This window comes from Bradyrhizobium sp. Rc2d (assembly GCF_900099855.1).
Taxonomy (GTDB): domain Bacteria; phylum Pseudomonadota; class Alphaproteobacteria; order Rhizobiales; family Xanthobacteraceae; genus Bradyrhizobium.
Genome location: NZ_FNCU01000014.1, coordinates 117,322 through 133,484 on the forward strand (window position 1 = coordinate 117,322; position 16,163 = coordinate 133,484).

Genomic DNA, 16,163 nt, shown 5'->3' on the forward strand with positions numbered 1-16,163 from the left:
GTCGAATACTCCTTACACTCTGATGTCGACGCCGCTGCTCGGCCCATACATGCGGCCGTAGCCACGCCCGACGGGCGTCGCTGCAACGGTTTCGTCCTCGCTGATGATCAGCCGGCGGGCGTTGCCGCCATTGTCGTGGTTCTGGCCGGAGTTCTGGCCCGATGAATTCTGGTCGCGCAGGCTGAAGGACAACCCGTTGCTGCCGGTCTTGAAGCCGGCATCGTCGAGCGCGCGCTGCAATTGCGGCGCGTCCTGACGCAGCATCTGCAGCGTCTCCGGCTTCTCCACGGTGAGATGCGAGGTGACCTGGCCGTTGCGGTCGACATTGATGCGGACGTCGATGCGGCCGAGCTCGACCGGATCGAGGCTGATGTCGAAGCGGGACTTGCCGGCGCGCACGGCGGCCGCGATCTCGATCGGGACGCCGCTGATCGGCACGGCCGTGTTGCTTGCCGCGGTCGCGGTGAGCGTCGCGGTCGATGCGGTGGCGGTCGAGGTGGTATTGGTCAGCGGCGCCTGCACGGCGGAGGCGGCTTGTGCGCTGGTATCCGTCGCGGCGACAGCCGCCTGCGGTCCCGCATGAACGTGTGTGGCGGATGCGCCAGGGGCCGCATCGGCGGTGCGCTCGGTGCCAGCCGCCTTCGCGTCAGTCGTTCCGCTATCGCCTTGCGGCTTGGCGGCCTGCGGATGCGCGGCGCCGTTGAGGGGCGCTGCGCCCGCTGCTTGCGGCGTGGCGGCGTTCGCCTTGCCGCTGTCCTGGCCAATATTGGAGATGTCGGTCTGGGCCTGCGCCGTGGCCGCGGCCTTGAATGAGGTCTTCGGCGTGACCTGGTCCACGGCGGCGATCAGGCCGCCATTGGCTTTCGCATCGGTCGCGCTTGCCGCTGGCGTGCCGGTCGCGGTCTCGCCGAGCGTGGTCGTGGTGTCCGCATCGACCTCGGCGGTCGCGGTCTTGGCGCTCTTGTCGCCCGCGGTGGCAGTATCGGTCTTGGCGCCCTGGATCTGCGCCGCGGTGGAGGCGCTGGAGGCGAGGCCGGCGGCGGCGATCGTCAGCGGTGAGGCGGAGCCGGTGGCCTGGTTCGCAGCCGCATTCGGATCGACCGGCACGACCGGTGCGGCAACGACGATCGCGTTCGGATCGGGCACGGCGACTTGCGTCGCATCGGTCGCCACGGCAGCCGCCGCATCGACGGCGGGCGCGAGGGGGTCGGTGCCGTCGGTCTTGTCACCCTTGGTCTCGTCGGATTTGTCCGCCGATTTGGCGTCGGAGGTCTCGACCTTGTCCTTGGTCTTGCCGGCGTCCTTGGCCGGATCGGTCGTCGTGTCGTCGACCTTGCTATCGTCCTTGGCGGGCGCGGACGCGTCGGTGTCGTCGCTCGCCTTGCTCTGCGGGGCCTGATCCGTGGACGACGTGTCGCGCGCAGCTCTGTCCGAGGAGGACGACGAAGACGAAGCATCGCTCCGGCGCGGCGCGCTGTCCTGCGCCTGTGACGCTGCGTTGCTGATCGCCTGGGTGTTGCTGTCGACCAGCGAGCCGAAGGAGTCGGTCGCGGCCGGATCCTTCGTCGCCTGCGACCGGGCAGGCTTTTGCTGCGCGCTTTGGACTTGCACGCTTGCCACAACATCTGACGTCCGACCGACCACAGGCGACCCCTTGGAAACATCTTCGGCATGGAGGGGAGCAAGGAGCGGGCCAGCGCCCCTTCATGTCTATTTCAACAGCAAAATCAAAGTCTTGCGAAATCGGTGCGGCCGCGCGAGGCCTGCCGCGACCCCGTCATTTCTGCCGCCCCGGCAAGAATTGCCCTAAGCTGGCCGCCCGCGTGATTGCTTCACCGGAATGCCGCCTATATTAAAGGGGTCACTCTCAGCCGCTTTCGACCGGGCAGTCGTGCCCCCCGGGGGAACCAGGGTTCCCGGGGATCGCCCGATATCCCGCCGGAAGCACAGGAAACGCGGATCACGCCACGCCGCCGTCACAACGCTTTAAGGCCCATGCTCAACAGTCTGGATCTCGAAGGCCGTCCTGAGGACACCAGGGTCGTCGTTGCCATGTCGGGCGGCGTCGATTCTTCGACGACGGCTGCGCTGCTCAAGGCTGAGGGCTACGACGTCGTCGGCATCACGCTCCAGCTCTACGATCATGGTGCGGCGACCCATCGCAAGGGCGCCTGCTGCGCCGGCCAGGATATCCACGACGCGCGCGACGTCGCGGCCAAGCTCGGCATCCCCCATTACGTGCTCGACTATGAGGACCGTTTTCGCGAGTCCGTCATCGACAACTTTGCCGACTCTTACGCGCTCGGCGAGACGCCGGTGCCGTGCATCGAGTGCAACCGTTCGGTCAAGTTCCGCGATCTCCTGAAGACCGCACGCGAGCTCGGCGCCACCGCGCTTGCCACCGGCCATTACGTCGCCTCGCGCCGCCTGAATGACGGCTCGCGCGCGCTGGTGTGCGCCGCCGACGCCGATCGCGACCAGAGCTATTTCCTGTTCGCGACCACGCGCGAGCAGCTCGACTTTCTGCGCTTTCCCCTGGGCGACATGACCAAGCCGCAGACGCGCGAGCTCGCGCGCCGCTTTGGGCTCGCGGTCGCCGACAAGCACGACAGCCAGGACATCTGCTTCGTGCCGACCGGGCGCTATACCGACATCATCACCCGTCTGCGACCGAACGCGATGGACCCCGGCGACATCATCGATCTCGACGGACGCGTGCTCGGCCAGCACAACGGCATCGCCAATTTCACCGTCGGCCAGCGCCGCGGCCTCGGCATTGCGGCGACCGCGCCGCTGTTCGTGGTGCGCCTTGAAGCCGCCAATCGCCGCGTCGTGGTCGGTCCGCGCGATGCCCTGAAGATGCACCGCATCGTGCTGCGCGACGTCAACTGGATCGGCGACGGTGACATCGACCGCGCCATCGGCGGCGGTCTCGAAATGTTCGTGCGTGTGCGCTCGACCCGCAGCCCCCAGCCTGCGTGGCTGCGCGGCGGCAATGGTCATTACGAGGTCGAGCTCGTCGCCGGCGAGGAGGGCGTCTCACCGGGCCAGGCTTGCGTGTTCTACGATGCGCCTGGCGGTCAGGCGCGCGTGCTCGGCGGCGGCTTCATTCAGAGCGCCGCTGCGAAGGTCGGTACGAGCACGGCAAGGCCGCTCGCGGAAGCCGTGCGCGGCTAATCATGACGAAATTGGATCGCACTGCCGCGGCACCGGAAGTGCGCCCCCTCTCCCGCTTGCGGGAGAGGGTTGGGGAGAGGGCTCTCTCCACACGCGATATCTCGCGAGCGGATAGAACCCTCACCCGGCGCTACGCGCCGACCTCTCCCGCATCCGCCTTCGCCAAGGCTTCGGCGGACAAGAGCGGGGGAGGTGCAGCGAGATCGGCGCTGGCACCGATCTCACCAACACGCATCACACATTAGAAGCGCGCAAGGGCAGGGGGCATGGCAGCAGACATCTCGCGGGCCGGGGTCGAGAAGGCCTATGGCCGCTGGGCGCCGGTCTATGATCTCGTGTTCGGCAAGGTGTTCGACGCCGGACGGCAGTCGACCATCGCGGAGGCTGATCGCATCGGCGGCCGCATCCTCGACGTCGGCGTCGGCACCGGCCTGTCGCTGTCGGACTATGCGCGCACCACGAAAATCTGCGGCGTCGACATCTCCGAGCCGATGCTGCGCAAGGCACAGGCGCGCGTGCGCGCGCTGCGGCTTTCCAATGTCGAAGTGCTCTCGGTGATGGACGCGAAAAACCTCGCCTTCCCCGAAAACTTCTTCGATGCGGTGGTCGCGCAATACGTCATCACCGCCGTGCCCGATCCCGAAGGCACGCTCGACGAGTTCGTGCGCGTGCTCAAGCACGGCGGCGAACTGATCCTCGTCAATCATATCGGCGCCGAGACGGGCCCGCGAAAACTGTTCGAGCTCGCCTTCGCACCCGTAGCCCGCCGCCTCGGCTGGCGCCCGGAATTCCCGTGGGAGCGCCTCGTCAATTGGGCCGCCAAGCACGGCGGCGTCACGCTTGCCGAGCGCCGGCCGATGCCGCCGATGGGGCATTTTTCGCTGATCCGCTACCGCAAATCGTGATGGTGATTGGACTGGCGCGCAGCCGAGCCAAGCCAGCAGTGCGCCCCCTCTCCCGCTTGCGGGAGAGGGTAGGGGAGAGGGCTCTCTCCACCAGCGACATCTCTCGCGCGGATAAAGCTTTCACCACCCCGTCATTGCAATGACGGGGGAATACCTCAGGGGACCGCGCGATCACATCGCGCTTGGCCCGGGAACGAGCCGCTGGCCCAGCGCGTTTCCTTCCCATGCGCACGACATCAAACATCATCCTAGCGGGCCTCCTGATCGCCGCCTCCGGCAGCGCGATCGCGCAGGCCCCGCCCGCCCCGGCGACGCCGCCGCAACAGACCGCGCCGCCATCTCCGCAACATCCGACCAATTGCACAGCCCAGGACCGTCTGAACCGCCAGCCTGACGGCACCACCACCGGCCAGGCCCGGGAACCGCTAGGCGACAAGCTGGCCAAATCCGAGGGCGTGCTCTGCCCGCCCGCCGGCATCGACCCCGAGATGCACGCGCCCGCGCCCGACACCGGCGCCAACACCCCGGTGATCCCACCCCCGGGCAGCCCCGGCGGCGATCCGAACGTGCGGCCGAAATAGGCTGATTCTTCGCCCCTTCCTTCGCCTCTCCCCGCGCTTGTCCCGCCGAAGCCTTGGCGAAGGCGGATGCGGGGAGAGTCCGGAATCCGCGGAAAAGCGCGGATTACGGGTGAGGGGGACTCTCCACAGGTCTGGTGTCGGAATGGGCCGGTCCGTCGCTGAATTCACTCAGCTAATCGACCGGGCTTTGCTTGACTTCCCGCCGCCCCCCTCCTTATATGCCGCGCGTTCGCGAGATCGGCCGTTTCGGCCACCGCGAGCTCTGTGGCGGGGTAGCTCAGCTGGTTAGAGCACGGGAATCATAATCCTGGGGTCGGGGGTTCGAGTCCCTCCCCCGCTACCATTTGAAATCGTTGATGTTTTCGCGATTTCAAACCCCAGGAAAATCGACCCAAAAATCGGCCCGTACAAAATCCGTACAAACCATCTGCGATTCCTGGCAGTCGCAACTCCTCAGATCGAGGCAGTTTCGACTGGCGCCTAGGAAAACGCCACGCCGTGATAAGCTTGCCACCAGTCCTTGGTGCGCCTTCACCATTCGTTAGGATTCACCAACGCCGGAATCAGGCTTTTTCTGCGCAAGTACAGGATTTTCTGCGTTAGCGATCTTGCACCCGACGCAGTCTGGATAAGCAATTTTGCACCGACGTAAGTGATTTTCCACCAGGCGCCTCGGCCGTGAACGATTTCCCACCGCAGTGAACATGATTTCACACCTTCGGCTTCGGCACCCGGCGCCCTCGCAGGCTCCTTTGCTCGCCTCCGTGAAGACATCCGCCAGCTCCAGTTCGTGCGCTGCAAGCGATGGGAAGCTAAGGCGAGTTAGCTTCCCTAAGAGGCGCAATCATCGTGTCGGTGATGACTTCGACGGGGCATCCGCGCGCGGCCTCGATCGCGATTTCGGCGGCGGCCATCGGCCGCGGCGGCTACATCAGCTACGCGGGGCAGGGCCGGGACGCGGCGCGGATGATTGGATTCGACGCGCCGCCGCCGCAGGCAGGGACAGCACTTCGTGCACAGCGAGGCGCTTCTCCGGATCGAGCGGGAGCACAATGTCGTCGAAGCGCTTGCCTGCGTCATCAGGTTCTTCGGTCGCGAAGAAGAATACCGCTGGAGATTCGAGGCCCACGATGGGCGCAAACACGAAATCTACACCGTGTTCGAGGTCGAGTACCCGCAGCATTACGCGTCCTTAACCGTCGGCGTGCGCAACGTTGTTCTGGGAGATGTGGGCCTTCGGACGTAGGTCTCACTCCCGCAATGAGCAAATTCGCCGTGCTGCGACTATCAATTGCGCGAAATCTCGGAAGAGTTGACGGCGGCTTCGGATCCTGAGGCGAAAGGTGAGCAATGAAGGGCGAAACGGAAACGCTGTTGAAGTTTAAGAATTTCGACGCCTGGGGTTGGAGCGCCGAATTTCAGCAGGCCCTAATAAAGCACAAGCCGGCCGCCGACGAGACCGCGATCGCCCGGATGCGTTTCGAGATCGTTACCCAATATGTCGAGTTCATCCGTGAGATCGTCAGTGAAGAATTCCGACTCGGGCTTCTCGTCGACGTAGAAGGCCTGACGGCCGAGGGGGTCGTCGGTCGCGTCGATTTCAAGGACGATCGACGGACCGCGCTCGCCGAGGTCGAGGAAGCGGTCGGAGCGTGGGGGCGCATTCCGAAGTTGTGCCGAACGGGTCCGATCCTGGACCGGCTGCTTTTCTGTACGGAGGTAGTCAGGGCACCCGACCGCTTGAAGCTCGGCGAATTCAAGCGCGAATGCTTGACGCGCTTCAGGCACGACGGCGCCATCTCGCTTGCCGTCGAGGACGCCCATGCCGATGGCAGTTACGATGATCCGTTCAGAGCGGCGCCGGTGCGTACCGTCCTGCCTTGAGATGCAAGCAGGACGACTCGGTCACGAGCCTTGATGACCTGACCTTCGACTAGGTGTGGTCTCATTAGCAGGTAGCCAAATTCGGATTGATGCGAGTTTGACGAAAGCCAGATAGATAGTTGGTGGCGAGTTTGCCATATCGGGTCGCGACGCGCCGACATTGCTTGATCTTGTTGAAGAACCGCTCGATCAAGTTACGTGCACGATACAGATACGGGCTAAAGCAGATTGGGTCTTTGCGATTTCGTTTCGGTGGAATGTTTGCCCACGCTCCTTGTTGGCGGACGAGCTCCCTGATCCAGTCAGAACGCCGCTGACTTCGAGAAAGCGCATCGCTATCGTCATGAGCACGATGATTGGCAGCAAGGTGTAGAGCGCCACATCGACCGCGCTGCGGCCGGCGTGGAGCACGATTTCGATCGTGGCTTCCATGTTACGGCTTCAGAACGATCGCGCCGGCCGACTTGCGGCCCTCGAGCGCCGCATGCGCCTCCGCCGCCTCGGCGAGTGGGAACGTCTTCCAGATCGCGGGCTTGATGATTCCCTTTTTGGCGGCGTCGAATACGCAGAGCGCCCGCTCTCGATATTCGTCTGCGTCGGTCGCATGATGAGCCAAGCCCGGCCGCGTCAGGAATAGCGAGCCCTCGGCGTTCAGCGTGCCGACCGCGACGGGATCGGGCGCTCCGCTGGACGCACCGACGCGCGAGCGTAGGCATTCGAGCGAAGTCGCGAAGGTCGATTTGCCGATCCCATCGTATACCACATTCGCTTTTTGGCCGCCTGATGCCTTAGCCAATCGGCCGGAAGATCGCAGGCGTTCCAGACGAGCGCGACATCGCAGCCGGCCGCTTGCGCCCGCGCTACGCTTGCCTCCTTCGAAACAACGCCGATGACGAAGGCGCCCAGCGACTTGGCCCAGGAGACCATGATTTGGCCGAGGGCACCCGCCGCCCCGTAGAGCAGCACCACGGTACCGGGACCGACGGCGTAAGTGCTGTGCAGCAGGTAGTGAGTGGTAATGCCCTTGAACAGCACTGCCGCGGCATCTTCGGCGCTCAGTTCGTCGGGCAGTCGGACGAGGCGTTCGGGGCCGGGTAGAGACGACCGCTGGCGTAACCGCCGATGGGTCCGAGAATATAAGCGACGCGTTCGCCCACCGTGACGTTCGCGACGTCGCGCCCGATCGCCGCCACACGGCCGGCGGCTTCGACACCCACGCCGCTTGGAAGCGGAATCGGGACGGCCCCGTTGCGTTGGGTTACGTCGAGATAATTGACGCCGATCGCTTCCTGTTCGATCCATACCCCGCCTGCGCCGGGTTGTGTCTCCACGATCGGCCCGACCTGTAGAACGTCCGGGCCTCCGGTTTGCGTGAAACGTATCGCGATACTCATCGTAATCTCCTGTCGATATCAAATTCTCGATCCCAAGTTTGCGGTCGGTCGATGAACGCTTTCACTGCGCCAGCCTGGCCAGGATGCGCGGCGCGCTCACGGACTCACCAATCCTCCTGCGCCGATGCGCGTGGCGAGTGCATGGCCCAGCGTCACCGCGGCGATGCACAGCACGACCGACATCAGCACGTTGCCCATGGCCCCAACCCAGTCCCCTGCGCGCAGCAGCGCCAGGGTTTGCAGGCTGAACGAGGAGAATGTGGTGAAGCCGCCGCACACGCCGACGATGACGAAGGTGCGTAGGTCGGCGCTCGCAGGTAACGGGCCGCTGGGCAAAGTGAGCGTGGAGAAGAAGCCAATAATGAAGCTGCCGACGATGTTGATCAGGATCGTGCCCCAAGGGAATGCCTCGCCCCCGGCGCGGGCTGCGACCAGCCCGACCCAGTAGCGGCCGACACTACCGATGGCGCCGCCGGCGGCGACGTAGAGATAAGGAGTCGGAATCATGGCCGAGATAACTCTGGATGGAGATCTCGGACCGGACTCACCCTTTCCAGCAACGAAGCCAGGTGCAGGATTGTCGACTCCGGCAGCCACGGCGGCATGATCATGGCGTCGGGTGATCGCTGGATGTCCATGTACGTTGGATGGATGAACATCCAACCGTCGCCGTGCTCGCTCACGACGACGAACGGGTCTTCCACTGGCAGACCGAATCCCTCGGCAAGGGATTGGGCCAGTGAATCAGCGATCTTCTTCCGCTGATCTTTGGAAGTATTTCTCGCTTCTTTCGGAATTTTGCGGTTCACCATGGGCGGCACCCGGAAGCGCACCGCTTCCGGGTGTCCTCCGACATCAGAGAGCCGGGTGGAGGCCGCGAACCGGGCTGACGCCTTCGAGCAGCGAGGCGACGTGAAGGATGGTTGACTCCGCCTGCCACTTGCCGACGATCTGCACGTTGATCGGCAGCCCTTCCTCGCTCGTGCCGAACCGCATCGCCACGCCGGGCAACCCGGTGACGTTGAGCGGGACGGTCGCGCCCTGAAGGTAGGTGGCGTCCACGGTCTGGCCGTCGATGGTGAACTCCTCGACGCCATGCTTGTGGGCCGGGATCGGCAGCACATGGGTGATCAGCGCGTCGTAGCGCGAGAAGTAATCGGCATAGCCATCGCACAGCCGCTCGGCCGCCTGCTCGGCGTCGATATAGTCCTTCATCGACGTGTCGGGCAGCGAGAGCATGGTCTTCGCCATCTTGTAGAGTTCATCCTGGCTGCGGCCGGCGGTGGCCTCCGCAAATGCGGGCTTCATCTCCATGACATGGAGGCGGTTAAACACGTCGAGAGCGAAGTCGCGCTCCAGCGCCGGAATGCTCACCTGCTCGACAAAGACGCCGATGTCCTTCAGCGCCTCGGCCGCCGCCTTGACGGTCGCCGCAACCTCGGGGTCGACCGGTCCGAAGCCGGGTCCGATCATCCAGCCCACGCGGAGCTGGCGGTAGGGCTGGCGGCCGATTCCCGCATCGAACTGGACCGTGCTGGTGGCGAACGCGTCCTGGCCGTCAGGCCCGACGAGTTGCGAGAAGGCGAGTGCGACGTCTCGAACGGAGCGGGCCATCGGCCCGACATGCCAGAAGCGACGCGGCGCGTGCGGCCAGATGCCGGTCATGGGCACGCGGCCATGAGTTGCCTTCATCGATGTGATGCCGGTTTGCGCAGCCGGGCCACGCACAGAGATCGCGAGATCGGTGCCGAGACCGATCGGCGACATGCCCGCCGCGATCGCGGCCGATTCACCGCCGCTCGACCCGCCCGGCGTGCGCTCAAGGTCCCAGGGGTTGTTCGACCGGCCGGAGAGCAGGTTGTCGCTCTCGATCCAGTAGGAGAATTCGGGAAGGTTGGTCTTGCCGAGCAGGATACCGCCCGCCTTCTTCATGCGCGCCACGCTCGTCGCGTCGGCGTCGGGAACGCGACCCTTGAAGATCGGCGAACCACGCTGGGTCAACACCCCTGCGGTGTCGATGGAGTCCTTCACCGTGAAGGGGACGCCGTGCAACGGGCCGAGTTCTTCGCCCGCCAGCACGGCCGCCTCCGCCGCCTTCGCGGCTTCGAGCGCGCCGTCGGCGGCCGTGACGATCGCGTTGACCTTCGGGTCCACGGCTTCGATGCGATTGAGATGCGCCTGCACGACCTCGACCGGCGACACCTCCTTGGTGCGGATCAGTTCGGCCAGCTTGGTCGCGTCGGAGTAGATGATTTCAGGTTTCATTAGCTATTCTCCTACCGTCCACTTGGTAGGCTGGACTTAAGACTTTCCTTTTTCACTGTCAATGGCTATCTACCACATGGTAGGTTTTCTTTTTCGGGGAACTCGAGACCGCACATGAATACGAATTCGAAGGAAGTGATCCTGGCCGCGGCCAAGCGAGCGGCGCAGGCTCACGGCTACAACGGCCTGAATTTTCGCGATCTCGCGACCGAAGTGGGGATAAGAGCTCCGAGCATCTACCATCACTTCCCGAGCAAAGCCGATCTCGGCGCAGCGGTGGCAAGGCGCTATTGGGAGGACACGGCGGCCAATCTCGAAGCAATCTCGGCCGAGACCTCGGATCCGGTGCACTCCCTGCACGAATATCCGAATATTTTCCGCAAGTCGCTCGAGAGCGATAACCGCCTCTGTCTCGGCAGCTTCATGTCCGCCGAATACGACGACCTGCCGGAAGCAGTGAAGAAGGAGGTCCAGGCCTTCGCCGATGTCAACGTGGCGTGGCTGAGCAGAACTCTTGTCGCGGCCGGTTTGGTCCGACGCGAGGAGAGCGAAGCCCGAGCCCGCTCGATCTACGCCGCCGTTGCGGGTGCCCAACTCATGGCACGGAGTCGCTCGGACATCTCTCTCTTCGATGCACTAATCGATGGCTATCGAGCGGCTGGTCTCCTGCCGGCTGACGGCACCGGGAAACCGGAACTGCGGGTTAACGGCCGTTCCGGTAGCGCGAAACGATCCTCAACCGCGACCCGGCGCCGACCCAAGTAGCGAACGCAAGACGATTTCCAGGAATCCGACTTCGACTCTGGCCCTGAGCTAAGCAGCCGTGACAATGGGCACGTCGGCTGCCGAATGAGCAGCGGACTAAACCGCTGCGATCAGAGACTTCGCAGTCAGGCCCAAAGCGGTCACTTGATTTATGCCGGCAAGATTCTTCAGGGCGTCAAGGCCGCCGACTTGCCGGTTGTGCAGCCGACCAAATTCGAGTTGGTCATCAAGTCCAACCTGCCGGTACGCGTCGGCCAGGCTGATCCCGTAGCTCATCAGGCCGCCGGCCACGGCAAACTCTCGGAACTCGTAGATTGCGGGAACGGCGTAGCGCGTTGCCAGTGTGACGATCTGCTGGCGGTGAGCGTTGAAGAACGGATCAGCCGCGACAAGGAGAGCGTCGGCATGGTGCTCGGCCAGGATCGCGAAGGCCCTGTCAAGTTCCGGCTCGTTGTGTGCCCTTAGAACGTGAATCTTCCGCGCGAGGGTTTGCGCAGCCGTCTTCGCTTCCGTCAACTGGCTGTCGGCGCCGGGGGTGCCCGGATTGACCAGCATGGCGATGGTGGCGGCGTTTGGCACCAGTTCGTGCAGCAGGTCCAGCCGCTTGGCTTCCAAAGAGTTGGTCATCACATGAACGCCGGTGGCGTTTCCGCCGGGTCGGTTTAGGCTGACAACGAGGCCCAGCTTGACAGGATCAGTGGCTGAGGAAAACACGGTCGGAATCGTGGTGATCGCAGCCTTGGCGGCGAGCGCCGAGGCGCCACCGCCGGTCGCAACAATCACCGCAACCTGGCGCCGGACCAGATCGGCAGCCAGCGCGGGCAAGCGATCATTGTGATTCTCGGCCCAGCGATATTCGATCACGAGGTTGTGGCCTTCGATAAAGCCCGCTTCCTTCAGGCCCTCGCGGAACGCGGCTACGGGGCGGGCGATCGCACCAGGCGACAAGTTGTTGAGGAATCCAATGACCGGTGTGGCCGGCTGCTGCGCGCGTGTCGAGAGCGGCGCGACGACGATGGCCGCTCCGATCAAACTTATAAAACACCGGCGCCCAATCATGATCGCTCCGATCATGTCATTTCCGATTTCGGCAGCGCGCGACTTGCCATCATAGCCGCTGAAATGATGGTATTGAAAGGTTGGTGATGTCTGGTCCGGGTCAAAGGCGCGGAAGTATGGGCGCGCGGCGAAAGGGTGCTGGTTCGGTGAGGCTACAACTTTGGTCTCGGTCACTCCCGTAATCCCCAAGTGTCGAGCGGTCGCGGATCGGTTAGCGCTCCTTGTCATGCGAGCCAACAGCAATACTCAGCGACCTCCCGCCTGCGGGACGTGCGAGCGCGAGATGACGCACCTCAGAGAATTGCCTCCAATTGAGGACCGCAGAGCCGTGCAGATCTACAGGCGCCGTCCCTGCCAACGGATAACCTCTACGCCTGCTCAGGATGATTAAGCGTGGCGCGACACTCGCGTCTGGTGCGCTGCAATTACTTATGGCCCGGTGGCACGAAACGGTCCGGCATCTTGGGGTCGGGGGCTGGAATAAGATCCTGGAGCCGTTTCGAGGCTTGGCGCCAGCGGTAGGCGCCTAGCGGCCCATGCTAGGCCATAAATTAAATACTTGCCGCCATTAAATTTATTTAATCTAGCGGACGCCCATGAAGCGGCCCCAGTCCAGGGCTTCGTGGCTGCATCCGTGTTTGCTCGGCGCCAGTGCTCCCGCGCTTGTGTGAACCCGTTTGGACTGTTTACGTAAGCCCGCTTGAAACGTCGGCTTATTTAATTATGGATTAAATGATTGGTGAGGGATGTGCCATGTTTAGATGGATGAGGACGGCGACCGGCGTGAATTCTTGAAGACCTGCGGAAGGTTCGCCGCGGTGACGCCTCCGGCCATGACACTGCTCCTCGCGACCTCCCTGAATCAACCGCAATTGCTAGGTCCGGCGGGCAAAGCTCCGGCGGACACGAAGACCACCATCATCATCGTCATCATCACCACGACCGAGATGACGACTGAGCTTGGGTGATGGAATTGCGCAGGCGGGATGCTTATCTGCGCCGCATGCGTAGCGCCTTTGAGTTCTGCCTGCCGACCAACTCAACCAACGTTTCCAACTGCTTCCGACTGGGTCCACGAGGTGAAGTACGACGGCTATCGCCTCCGCCTGGAGCGCGACGGCAGGCCGCTCTATGTGAGCAGAGGCGCGACCAAGATCGGCGGTACGTTCACGCAGGCCGAGAAGCACGCAACGCGATGCTTATCCAACTGCAGACACATCGCTAATATGCCGCTCATCGCCACCAGCGTCGCCGAGGCCAGTGTCAGCCCGCCCGCGCACTGCCTCTTGAAATCAAAGAAGAAATGACTAAGTCGAGTTTGGGCGACGACGTAACCGGAGTGCCTTATTGGCCCCGCGTAGTGCGCTTCCATCACCATTTTATCGTGTTTGGCGGTGTTGCGGGCGGCTGTAAGCGCGACCGTCAGCATTAAAGCCGAAGATGAACCCGTCTGATCTGAAATCGATGACCATCGACCAGCTTTGGTCGCTTTACGAGCAGGTGTCAGAAATACTTGCTCGCAAAATAGCAGCCGAACAGGCGCAGCTCGACGCGCGACTGCGGCAGCTTGGGACGGCAGCTACTACTACGAGCACCACTAGTGTCCGGCGACGGTATCCACGGGTACTTCCAAAGTACAGAAACCCTGAACGACCGACCGAGACTTGGGCAGGGCGAGGCAAGCAACCCCGTTGGCTCAGTGCACAATTGGCCTCGGGAAAGAACCTCGACGACTTCCGTGTCCCGGACGATCACACAAGGTCGCCTGTTGAGTAAGCCCGGCAGGATGACTAGTGAATGGTTGACTTCACCGGATCTGCCGATTGACGGAGACGTGCATTCTCCTCGGCCTCTTGCACTCGGCCTCGAAGGATCTCCAGTTCGGCAAGCTGAGAAAGAAGCGCCTGAGCGCGCTGGCACAGGACAACGCGGTTGTACGCCCGATTACGGTTGCTCATTGCAGGGCCCCTGATGTTTGACGAGTTGGCCCAACTTTGGGCTTTAGAGTGACTTCATCCCCGGATTGCAGGAGTTTTCTCACCACGGCCAGATCATGCGAACTGGTCGAGCTATCGACGTTGCATTCCTGGAAGTAGGCCGACAGCTCAATCTCAGCTAAGTGCTCCCAGTATTCCGCTTCCGCGAGGAGCTTCCATTTGTTCATGCCGTTGTACGCGGCCTGTTGACGGCACAGCGAACCCATCGCGCGCAAGCGTCGCACCTTCTCCACTGCAATCTCAAGGCCGCGAAGGCGCTGGGCATCACTGTCTGTCATTCGGCCTGCAATTTTGGACGCCGATCCCCCGGCTTAGGGGGCGCATTGCCTCACCCCGAATGTTACTGGACAACTTCTCGCCGATGATTGGGTCGGTGCCATCGAATTGGTTCGGTGGCGTCTATGGCGGGAAAGATCAGCATGGGCGCGCGGCGCGAGGTGGTGTCGGCGGTAACGGAGCGTTACCGGTCGGCCAAACGAGCGGAGAAGGGACGGATCCTCGACGAGCTGTGCGCGACGACGGGCTGGCATCGCAAGCATGCGGTGCGCGCGCTCCGGCGACGCGAGACGGTTGGACCGGGCGAGGTCGAGGCAACAAGAAAGCGAAGACGCAGATATGGCGCGACGATCAAGGACGCGCTGACGGCGCTGTGGGAGGCGTCGGATCGTGTGTGCGGCAAGCGGCTCAAGGTGATGATCCCGACCTTGCTGCCTGCCCTTGAGCAACATGGCCGACTGCAGCTTGGCCAGTCGGACCGTGATCGTGTTCTGGTTATCAGCGCCGCCACCATCGATCGCCTGCTCGTCGATGTGAGGATCGCGGCGAGCGGCGGCAGGCGGCGCCGTGCCGGATTCTATTCGGCAATCCGGCGCGAGGTCCCGATCCGCGCGTTCAATGACTGGAACAGCCCGGTGCCCGGCTTCTGCGAGGTCGACATGGTCGCCCATGGCGACACGTCGGTGGCTGGCTCGTTCATCCAAACCCTGACGATGGTCGATGTCGCCACCGGCTGGACGGAGTGCCTGCCGTTGCTGACGCGGGAAGGTTCGCTCGTCGTCGAGGCGATCAACCGCGCACAGAGCCTGTTCCCCTGGCTGTTGCGCGGCGTGGACTTCGACAACGACAGCGCCTTCATGAACGATGTCGTCGTGCCATGGTGTCGCGAACAGAAGCTCGAAGTCACTCGCTCGCGTGCCTATAAGAAGAACGACCAGGCGTTTGTCGAGCAGAAGAATGGTGCCGTCGTCCGCCGCCTCATGGGCTATGGCCGCTTCGATGGCGTCGAGACGGCGCGTATGATGGGCCGCCTCTATGCGGCGGCACGGCTCTACGTCAACTTCTTCCAGCCGTCGTTCAAGCTGAAGGAGAAGCGTCGCGAAGGGGCTAAAGTGATCAAGCGATATCATCTCCCATCGACGCCCTATGAGCGTGCCTTGGCGCATCCCAAGGTGACCGCGGCCGTGAAGAAACGGCTACGCGATCAGTATCGCTCGCTCGATCCGGTCGCGCTGTTGGCGGAGATTCGCACAACCCAAGAGGAACTAGGCAATCGCGTCGATCGTCGTGCCGGACAGGCGCGCGGCCTGCAACCCGCTCACACTAGCATCCTGCCAGCGACCGCGGCGACGTTCGCGAAGACGCTCGGCAAGACCGCGACGGTCGGCGAGCCGCGTGCCACGCACCGGCGAACTCGTCGGCCCTATAAGACCAGAGTTCGCATGCCGTCCAAGCTCGACCCGCATATTGCCGCGATCGAAGCGTGGCTCGCAGAGCAGCCGCAGCTGACGGCGCGCGCAATTGTCGGTCGGCTGCGCGAGAAATACCCCGAGGAGTTCGGAAAGAGACAGCATTCGATTGTGCAACGTCTGCTGAGGGCGCTCAGACGGAGGGCTGCCGAACGGTTGGTCGCCCAAGGCCCGCTCGACGACGCCACGACCGCTGCCCCATTGCCCCGGGTTGTGGACGGCTCGGGCTATGTAGGGCCCGACCCGCCCACAGCCCCTCTCGTCGAGCAAGCCGGGAAAGCCATCTGGCGCGACCGATTAATCGACATCGGATCGTCATCGGCAATGGCGCCATCAGGGTGACATTCGTAGCTGCGGCAATACGGGGGGTCAATATTGGGCTCTGACGCAC

16 protein-coding genes, 1 tRNA gene and 3 pseudogenes are annotated in these 16,163 nt (G+C 63.4%); 10 read left to right on the forward strand and 10 right to left on the reverse strand.

The window, feature by feature from the left end:
* Positions 1-12: 12 nt before the first annotated feature.
* Positions 13-1,644 (reverse strand): flagellar hook-length control protein FliK, encoded by a 1,632-nt coding sequence (locus BLV07_RS19095; protein ID WP_091888373.1) that lies wholly within the window; start codon positions 1,642-1,644, stop codon positions 13-15.
* A gap of 351 nt (positions 1,645-1,995) precedes the next feature.
* Between BLV07_RS19095 and mnmA the strand changes: the two genes are divergently transcribed.
* The 6 genes from mnmA to BLV07_RS19125 all read left to right on the forward strand — a co-directional run bounded on the left by mnmA (position 1,996) and on the right by BLV07_RS19125 (position 6,547).
* Entirely contained in the window at positions 1,996-3,177 is a 1,182-nt protein-coding gene (gene mnmA / locus BLV07_RS19100) for a tRNA 2-thiouridine(34) synthase MnmA (RefSeq protein WP_091888375.1), read from the forward strand.
* Positions 3,178-3,443: 266 nt separating this feature from the next.
* Positions 3,444-4,082 (forward strand): class I SAM-dependent methyltransferase, encoded by a 639-nt coding sequence (locus tag BLV07_RS19105; RefSeq protein ID WP_091888377.1) that lies wholly within the window; start codon positions 3,444-3,446, stop codon positions 4,080-4,082.
* A gap of 224 nt (positions 4,083-4,306) precedes the next feature.
* Complete coding sequence (locus BLV07_RS19110; protein ID WP_091888379.1) at positions 4,307-4,663, forward strand: hypothetical protein; 357 nt, start codon at positions 4,307-4,309, stop codon at positions 4,661-4,663.
* 266 nt (positions 4,664-4,929) lie between these two features.
* Positions 4,930-5,006, forward strand: a tRNA-Met gene (locus BLV07_RS19115).
* A gap of 627 nt (positions 5,007-5,633) precedes the next feature.
* The gene (locus tag BLV07_RS19120; RefSeq protein ID WP_091888381.1) at positions 5,634-5,909 is read left to right on the forward strand and encodes a hypothetical protein; all 276 of its coding nucleotides are present in this window, start codon (positions 5,634-5,636) and stop codon (positions 5,907-5,909) included.
* 104 nt (positions 5,910-6,013) lie between these two features.
* A complete protein-coding gene (locus BLV07_RS19125) occupies positions 6,014-6,547 on the forward strand; it encodes a hypothetical protein (RefSeq protein ID WP_091888383.1) in 534 nt (177 codons plus the stop codon).
* Positions 6,548-6,568: 21 nt separating this feature from the next.
* On the opposite strand, the pseudogene BLV07_RS50360 reads toward BLV07_RS19125, so the two are convergent.
* The 6 genes and pseudogenes from BLV07_RS50360 to BLV07_RS19150 form a co-directional block, all read right to left on the reverse strand.
* A pseudogene (locus BLV07_RS50360) lies at positions 6,569-6,971 on the reverse strand (hypothetical protein); the annotation flags it as partial.
* Positions 6,972-6,980: 9 nt separating this feature from the next.
* Positions 6,981-7,310 (reverse strand): zinc-binding dehydrogenase, encoded by a 330-nt coding sequence (locus BLV07_RS48335; RefSeq protein WP_210187807.1) that lies wholly within the window; start codon positions 7,308-7,310, stop codon positions 6,981-6,983.
* Positions 7,311-7,602: 292 nt separating this feature from the next.
* Entirely contained in the window at positions 7,603-7,941 is a 339-nt protein-coding gene (locus BLV07_RS48340) for an alcohol dehydrogenase catalytic domain-containing protein (RefSeq protein ID WP_210187808.1), read from the reverse strand.
* A 96-nt stretch (positions 7,942-8,037) separates the two neighbouring features.
* Positions 8,038-8,448 (reverse strand): fluoride efflux transporter CrcB, encoded by a 411-nt coding sequence (crcB, locus tag BLV07_RS19140; RefSeq protein WP_091888385.1) that lies wholly within the window; start codon positions 8,446-8,448, stop codon positions 8,038-8,040.
* Positions 8,445-8,753: a tautomerase family protein gene (locus BLV07_RS19145; RefSeq protein ID WP_091888387.1), complete on the reverse strand. Its 309-nt coding sequence runs from the start codon at positions 8,751-8,753 to the stop codon at positions 8,445-8,447. Before BLV07_RS19145 ends, crcB begins: the two co-directional genes overlap by 4 nt.
* A gap of 43 nt (positions 8,754-8,796) precedes the next feature.
* A complete protein-coding gene (locus BLV07_RS19150; RefSeq protein ID WP_091888389.1) occupies positions 8,797-10,206 on the reverse strand; it encodes an amidase in 1,410 nt (469 codons plus the stop codon).
* Between the two features lie 114 nt (positions 10,207-10,320).
* Between BLV07_RS19150 and BLV07_RS19155 the strand changes: the two are divergent.
* Positions 10,321-10,881, forward strand: a pseudogene (locus BLV07_RS19155) (TetR/AcrR family transcriptional regulator); the annotation flags it as partial.
* Between the two features lie 186 nt (positions 10,882-11,067).
* Here the strand turns inward: BLV07_RS19155 and BLV07_RS19160 are convergent.
* A complete protein-coding gene (locus BLV07_RS19160; RefSeq protein ID WP_176945629.1) occupies positions 11,068-12,204 on the reverse strand; it encodes an ABC transporter substrate-binding protein in 1,137 nt (378 codons plus the stop codon).
* Between the two features lie 587 nt (positions 12,205-12,791).
* Between BLV07_RS19160 and BLV07_RS19165 the strand changes: the two are divergent.
* Positions 12,792-12,988 (forward strand): annotated as a pseudogene (locus BLV07_RS19165) (hypothetical protein).
* Between the two features lie 171 nt (positions 12,989-13,159).
* Here BLV07_RS19165 and BLV07_RS19170 read toward each other — a convergent pair.
* Entirely contained in the window at positions 13,160-13,459 is a 300-nt protein-coding gene (locus BLV07_RS19170; RefSeq protein ID WP_091888395.1) for a hypothetical protein, read from the reverse strand.
* 35 nt (positions 13,460-13,494) lie between these two features.
* Here BLV07_RS19170 and BLV07_RS19175 point away from each other — a divergent pair, with 35 nt between their 5' ends.
* Positions 13,495-13,806 (forward strand): H-NS histone family protein, encoded by a 312-nt coding sequence (locus BLV07_RS19175; RefSeq protein WP_349525142.1) that lies wholly within the window; start codon positions 13,495-13,497, stop codon positions 13,804-13,806.
* A 178-nt stretch (positions 13,807-13,984) separates the two neighbouring features.
* Here the strand turns inward: BLV07_RS19175 and BLV07_RS46330 are convergent, their stop codons facing one another.
* Positions 13,985-14,305, reverse strand: coding sequence for a hypothetical protein (locus tag BLV07_RS46330; RefSeq protein WP_143035453.1), 321 nt, complete (start codon positions 14,303-14,305; stop codon positions 13,985-13,987).
* Between the two features lie 123 nt (positions 14,306-14,428).
* Here BLV07_RS46330 and BLV07_RS47640 point away from each other — a divergent pair, with 123 nt between their 5' ends.
* Positions 14,429-16,114, forward strand: coding sequence for an integrase catalytic domain-containing protein (locus BLV07_RS47640; protein ID WP_091888400.1), 1,686 nt, complete (start codon positions 14,429-14,431; stop codon positions 16,112-16,114).
* Positions 16,115-16,163: the final 49 nt, after the last annotated feature.

Bases quoted from the DNA above. Each gene is read 5' to 3' on its own strand.
- BLV07_RS19150 (WP_091888389.1), bottom strand. From the start codon at position 10,206: ATGAAACCTGAAATCATCTACTCCGACGCGACCAAGCTGGCCGAACTG.
- BLV07_RS19125 (WP_091888383.1), top strand. From the start codon at position 6,014: ATGAAGGGCGAAACGGAAACGCTGTTGAAGTTTAAGAATTTCGACGCC.
- BLV07_RS47640 (WP_091888400.1), top strand. From the start codon at position 14,429: ATGGCGGGAAAGATCAGCATGGGCGCGCGGCGCGAGGTGGTGTCGGCG.
- BLV07_RS46330 (WP_143035453.1), bottom strand. From the start codon at position 14,305: ATGACAGACAGTGATGCCCAGCGCCTTCGCGGCCTTGAGATTGCAGTG.
- BLV07_RS19145 (WP_091888387.1), bottom strand. From the start codon at position 8,753: ATGGTGAACCGCAAAATTCCGAAAGAAGCGAGAAATACTTCCAAAGAT.
- BLV07_RS19110 (WP_091888379.1), top strand. From the start codon at position 4,307: ATGCGCACGACATCAAACATCATCCTAGCGGGCCTCCTGATCGCCGCC.
- BLV07_RS19175 (WP_349525142.1), top strand. From the start codon at position 13,495: ATGACCATCGACCAGCTTTGGTCGCTTTACGAGCAGGTGTCAGAAATA.
- crcB (WP_091888385.1), bottom strand. From the start codon at position 8,448: ATGATTCCGACTCCTTATCTCTACGTCGCCGCCGGCGGCGCCATCGGT.
- BLV07_RS19170 (WP_091888395.1), bottom strand. From the start codon at position 13,459: ATGCTGACGGTCGCGCTTACAGCCGCCCGCAACACCGCCAAACACGAT.
- BLV07_RS19105 (WP_091888377.1), top strand. From the start codon at position 3,444: ATGGCAGCAGACATCTCGCGGGCCGGGGTCGAGAAGGCCTATGGCCGC.
- mnmA (WP_091888375.1), top strand. From the start codon at position 1,996: ATGCTCAACAGTCTGGATCTCGAAGGCCGTCCTGAGGACACCAGGGTC.
- BLV07_RS48340 (WP_210187808.1), bottom strand. From the start codon at position 7,941: ATGAGTATCGCGATACGTTTCACGCAAACCGGAGGCCCGGACGTTCTA.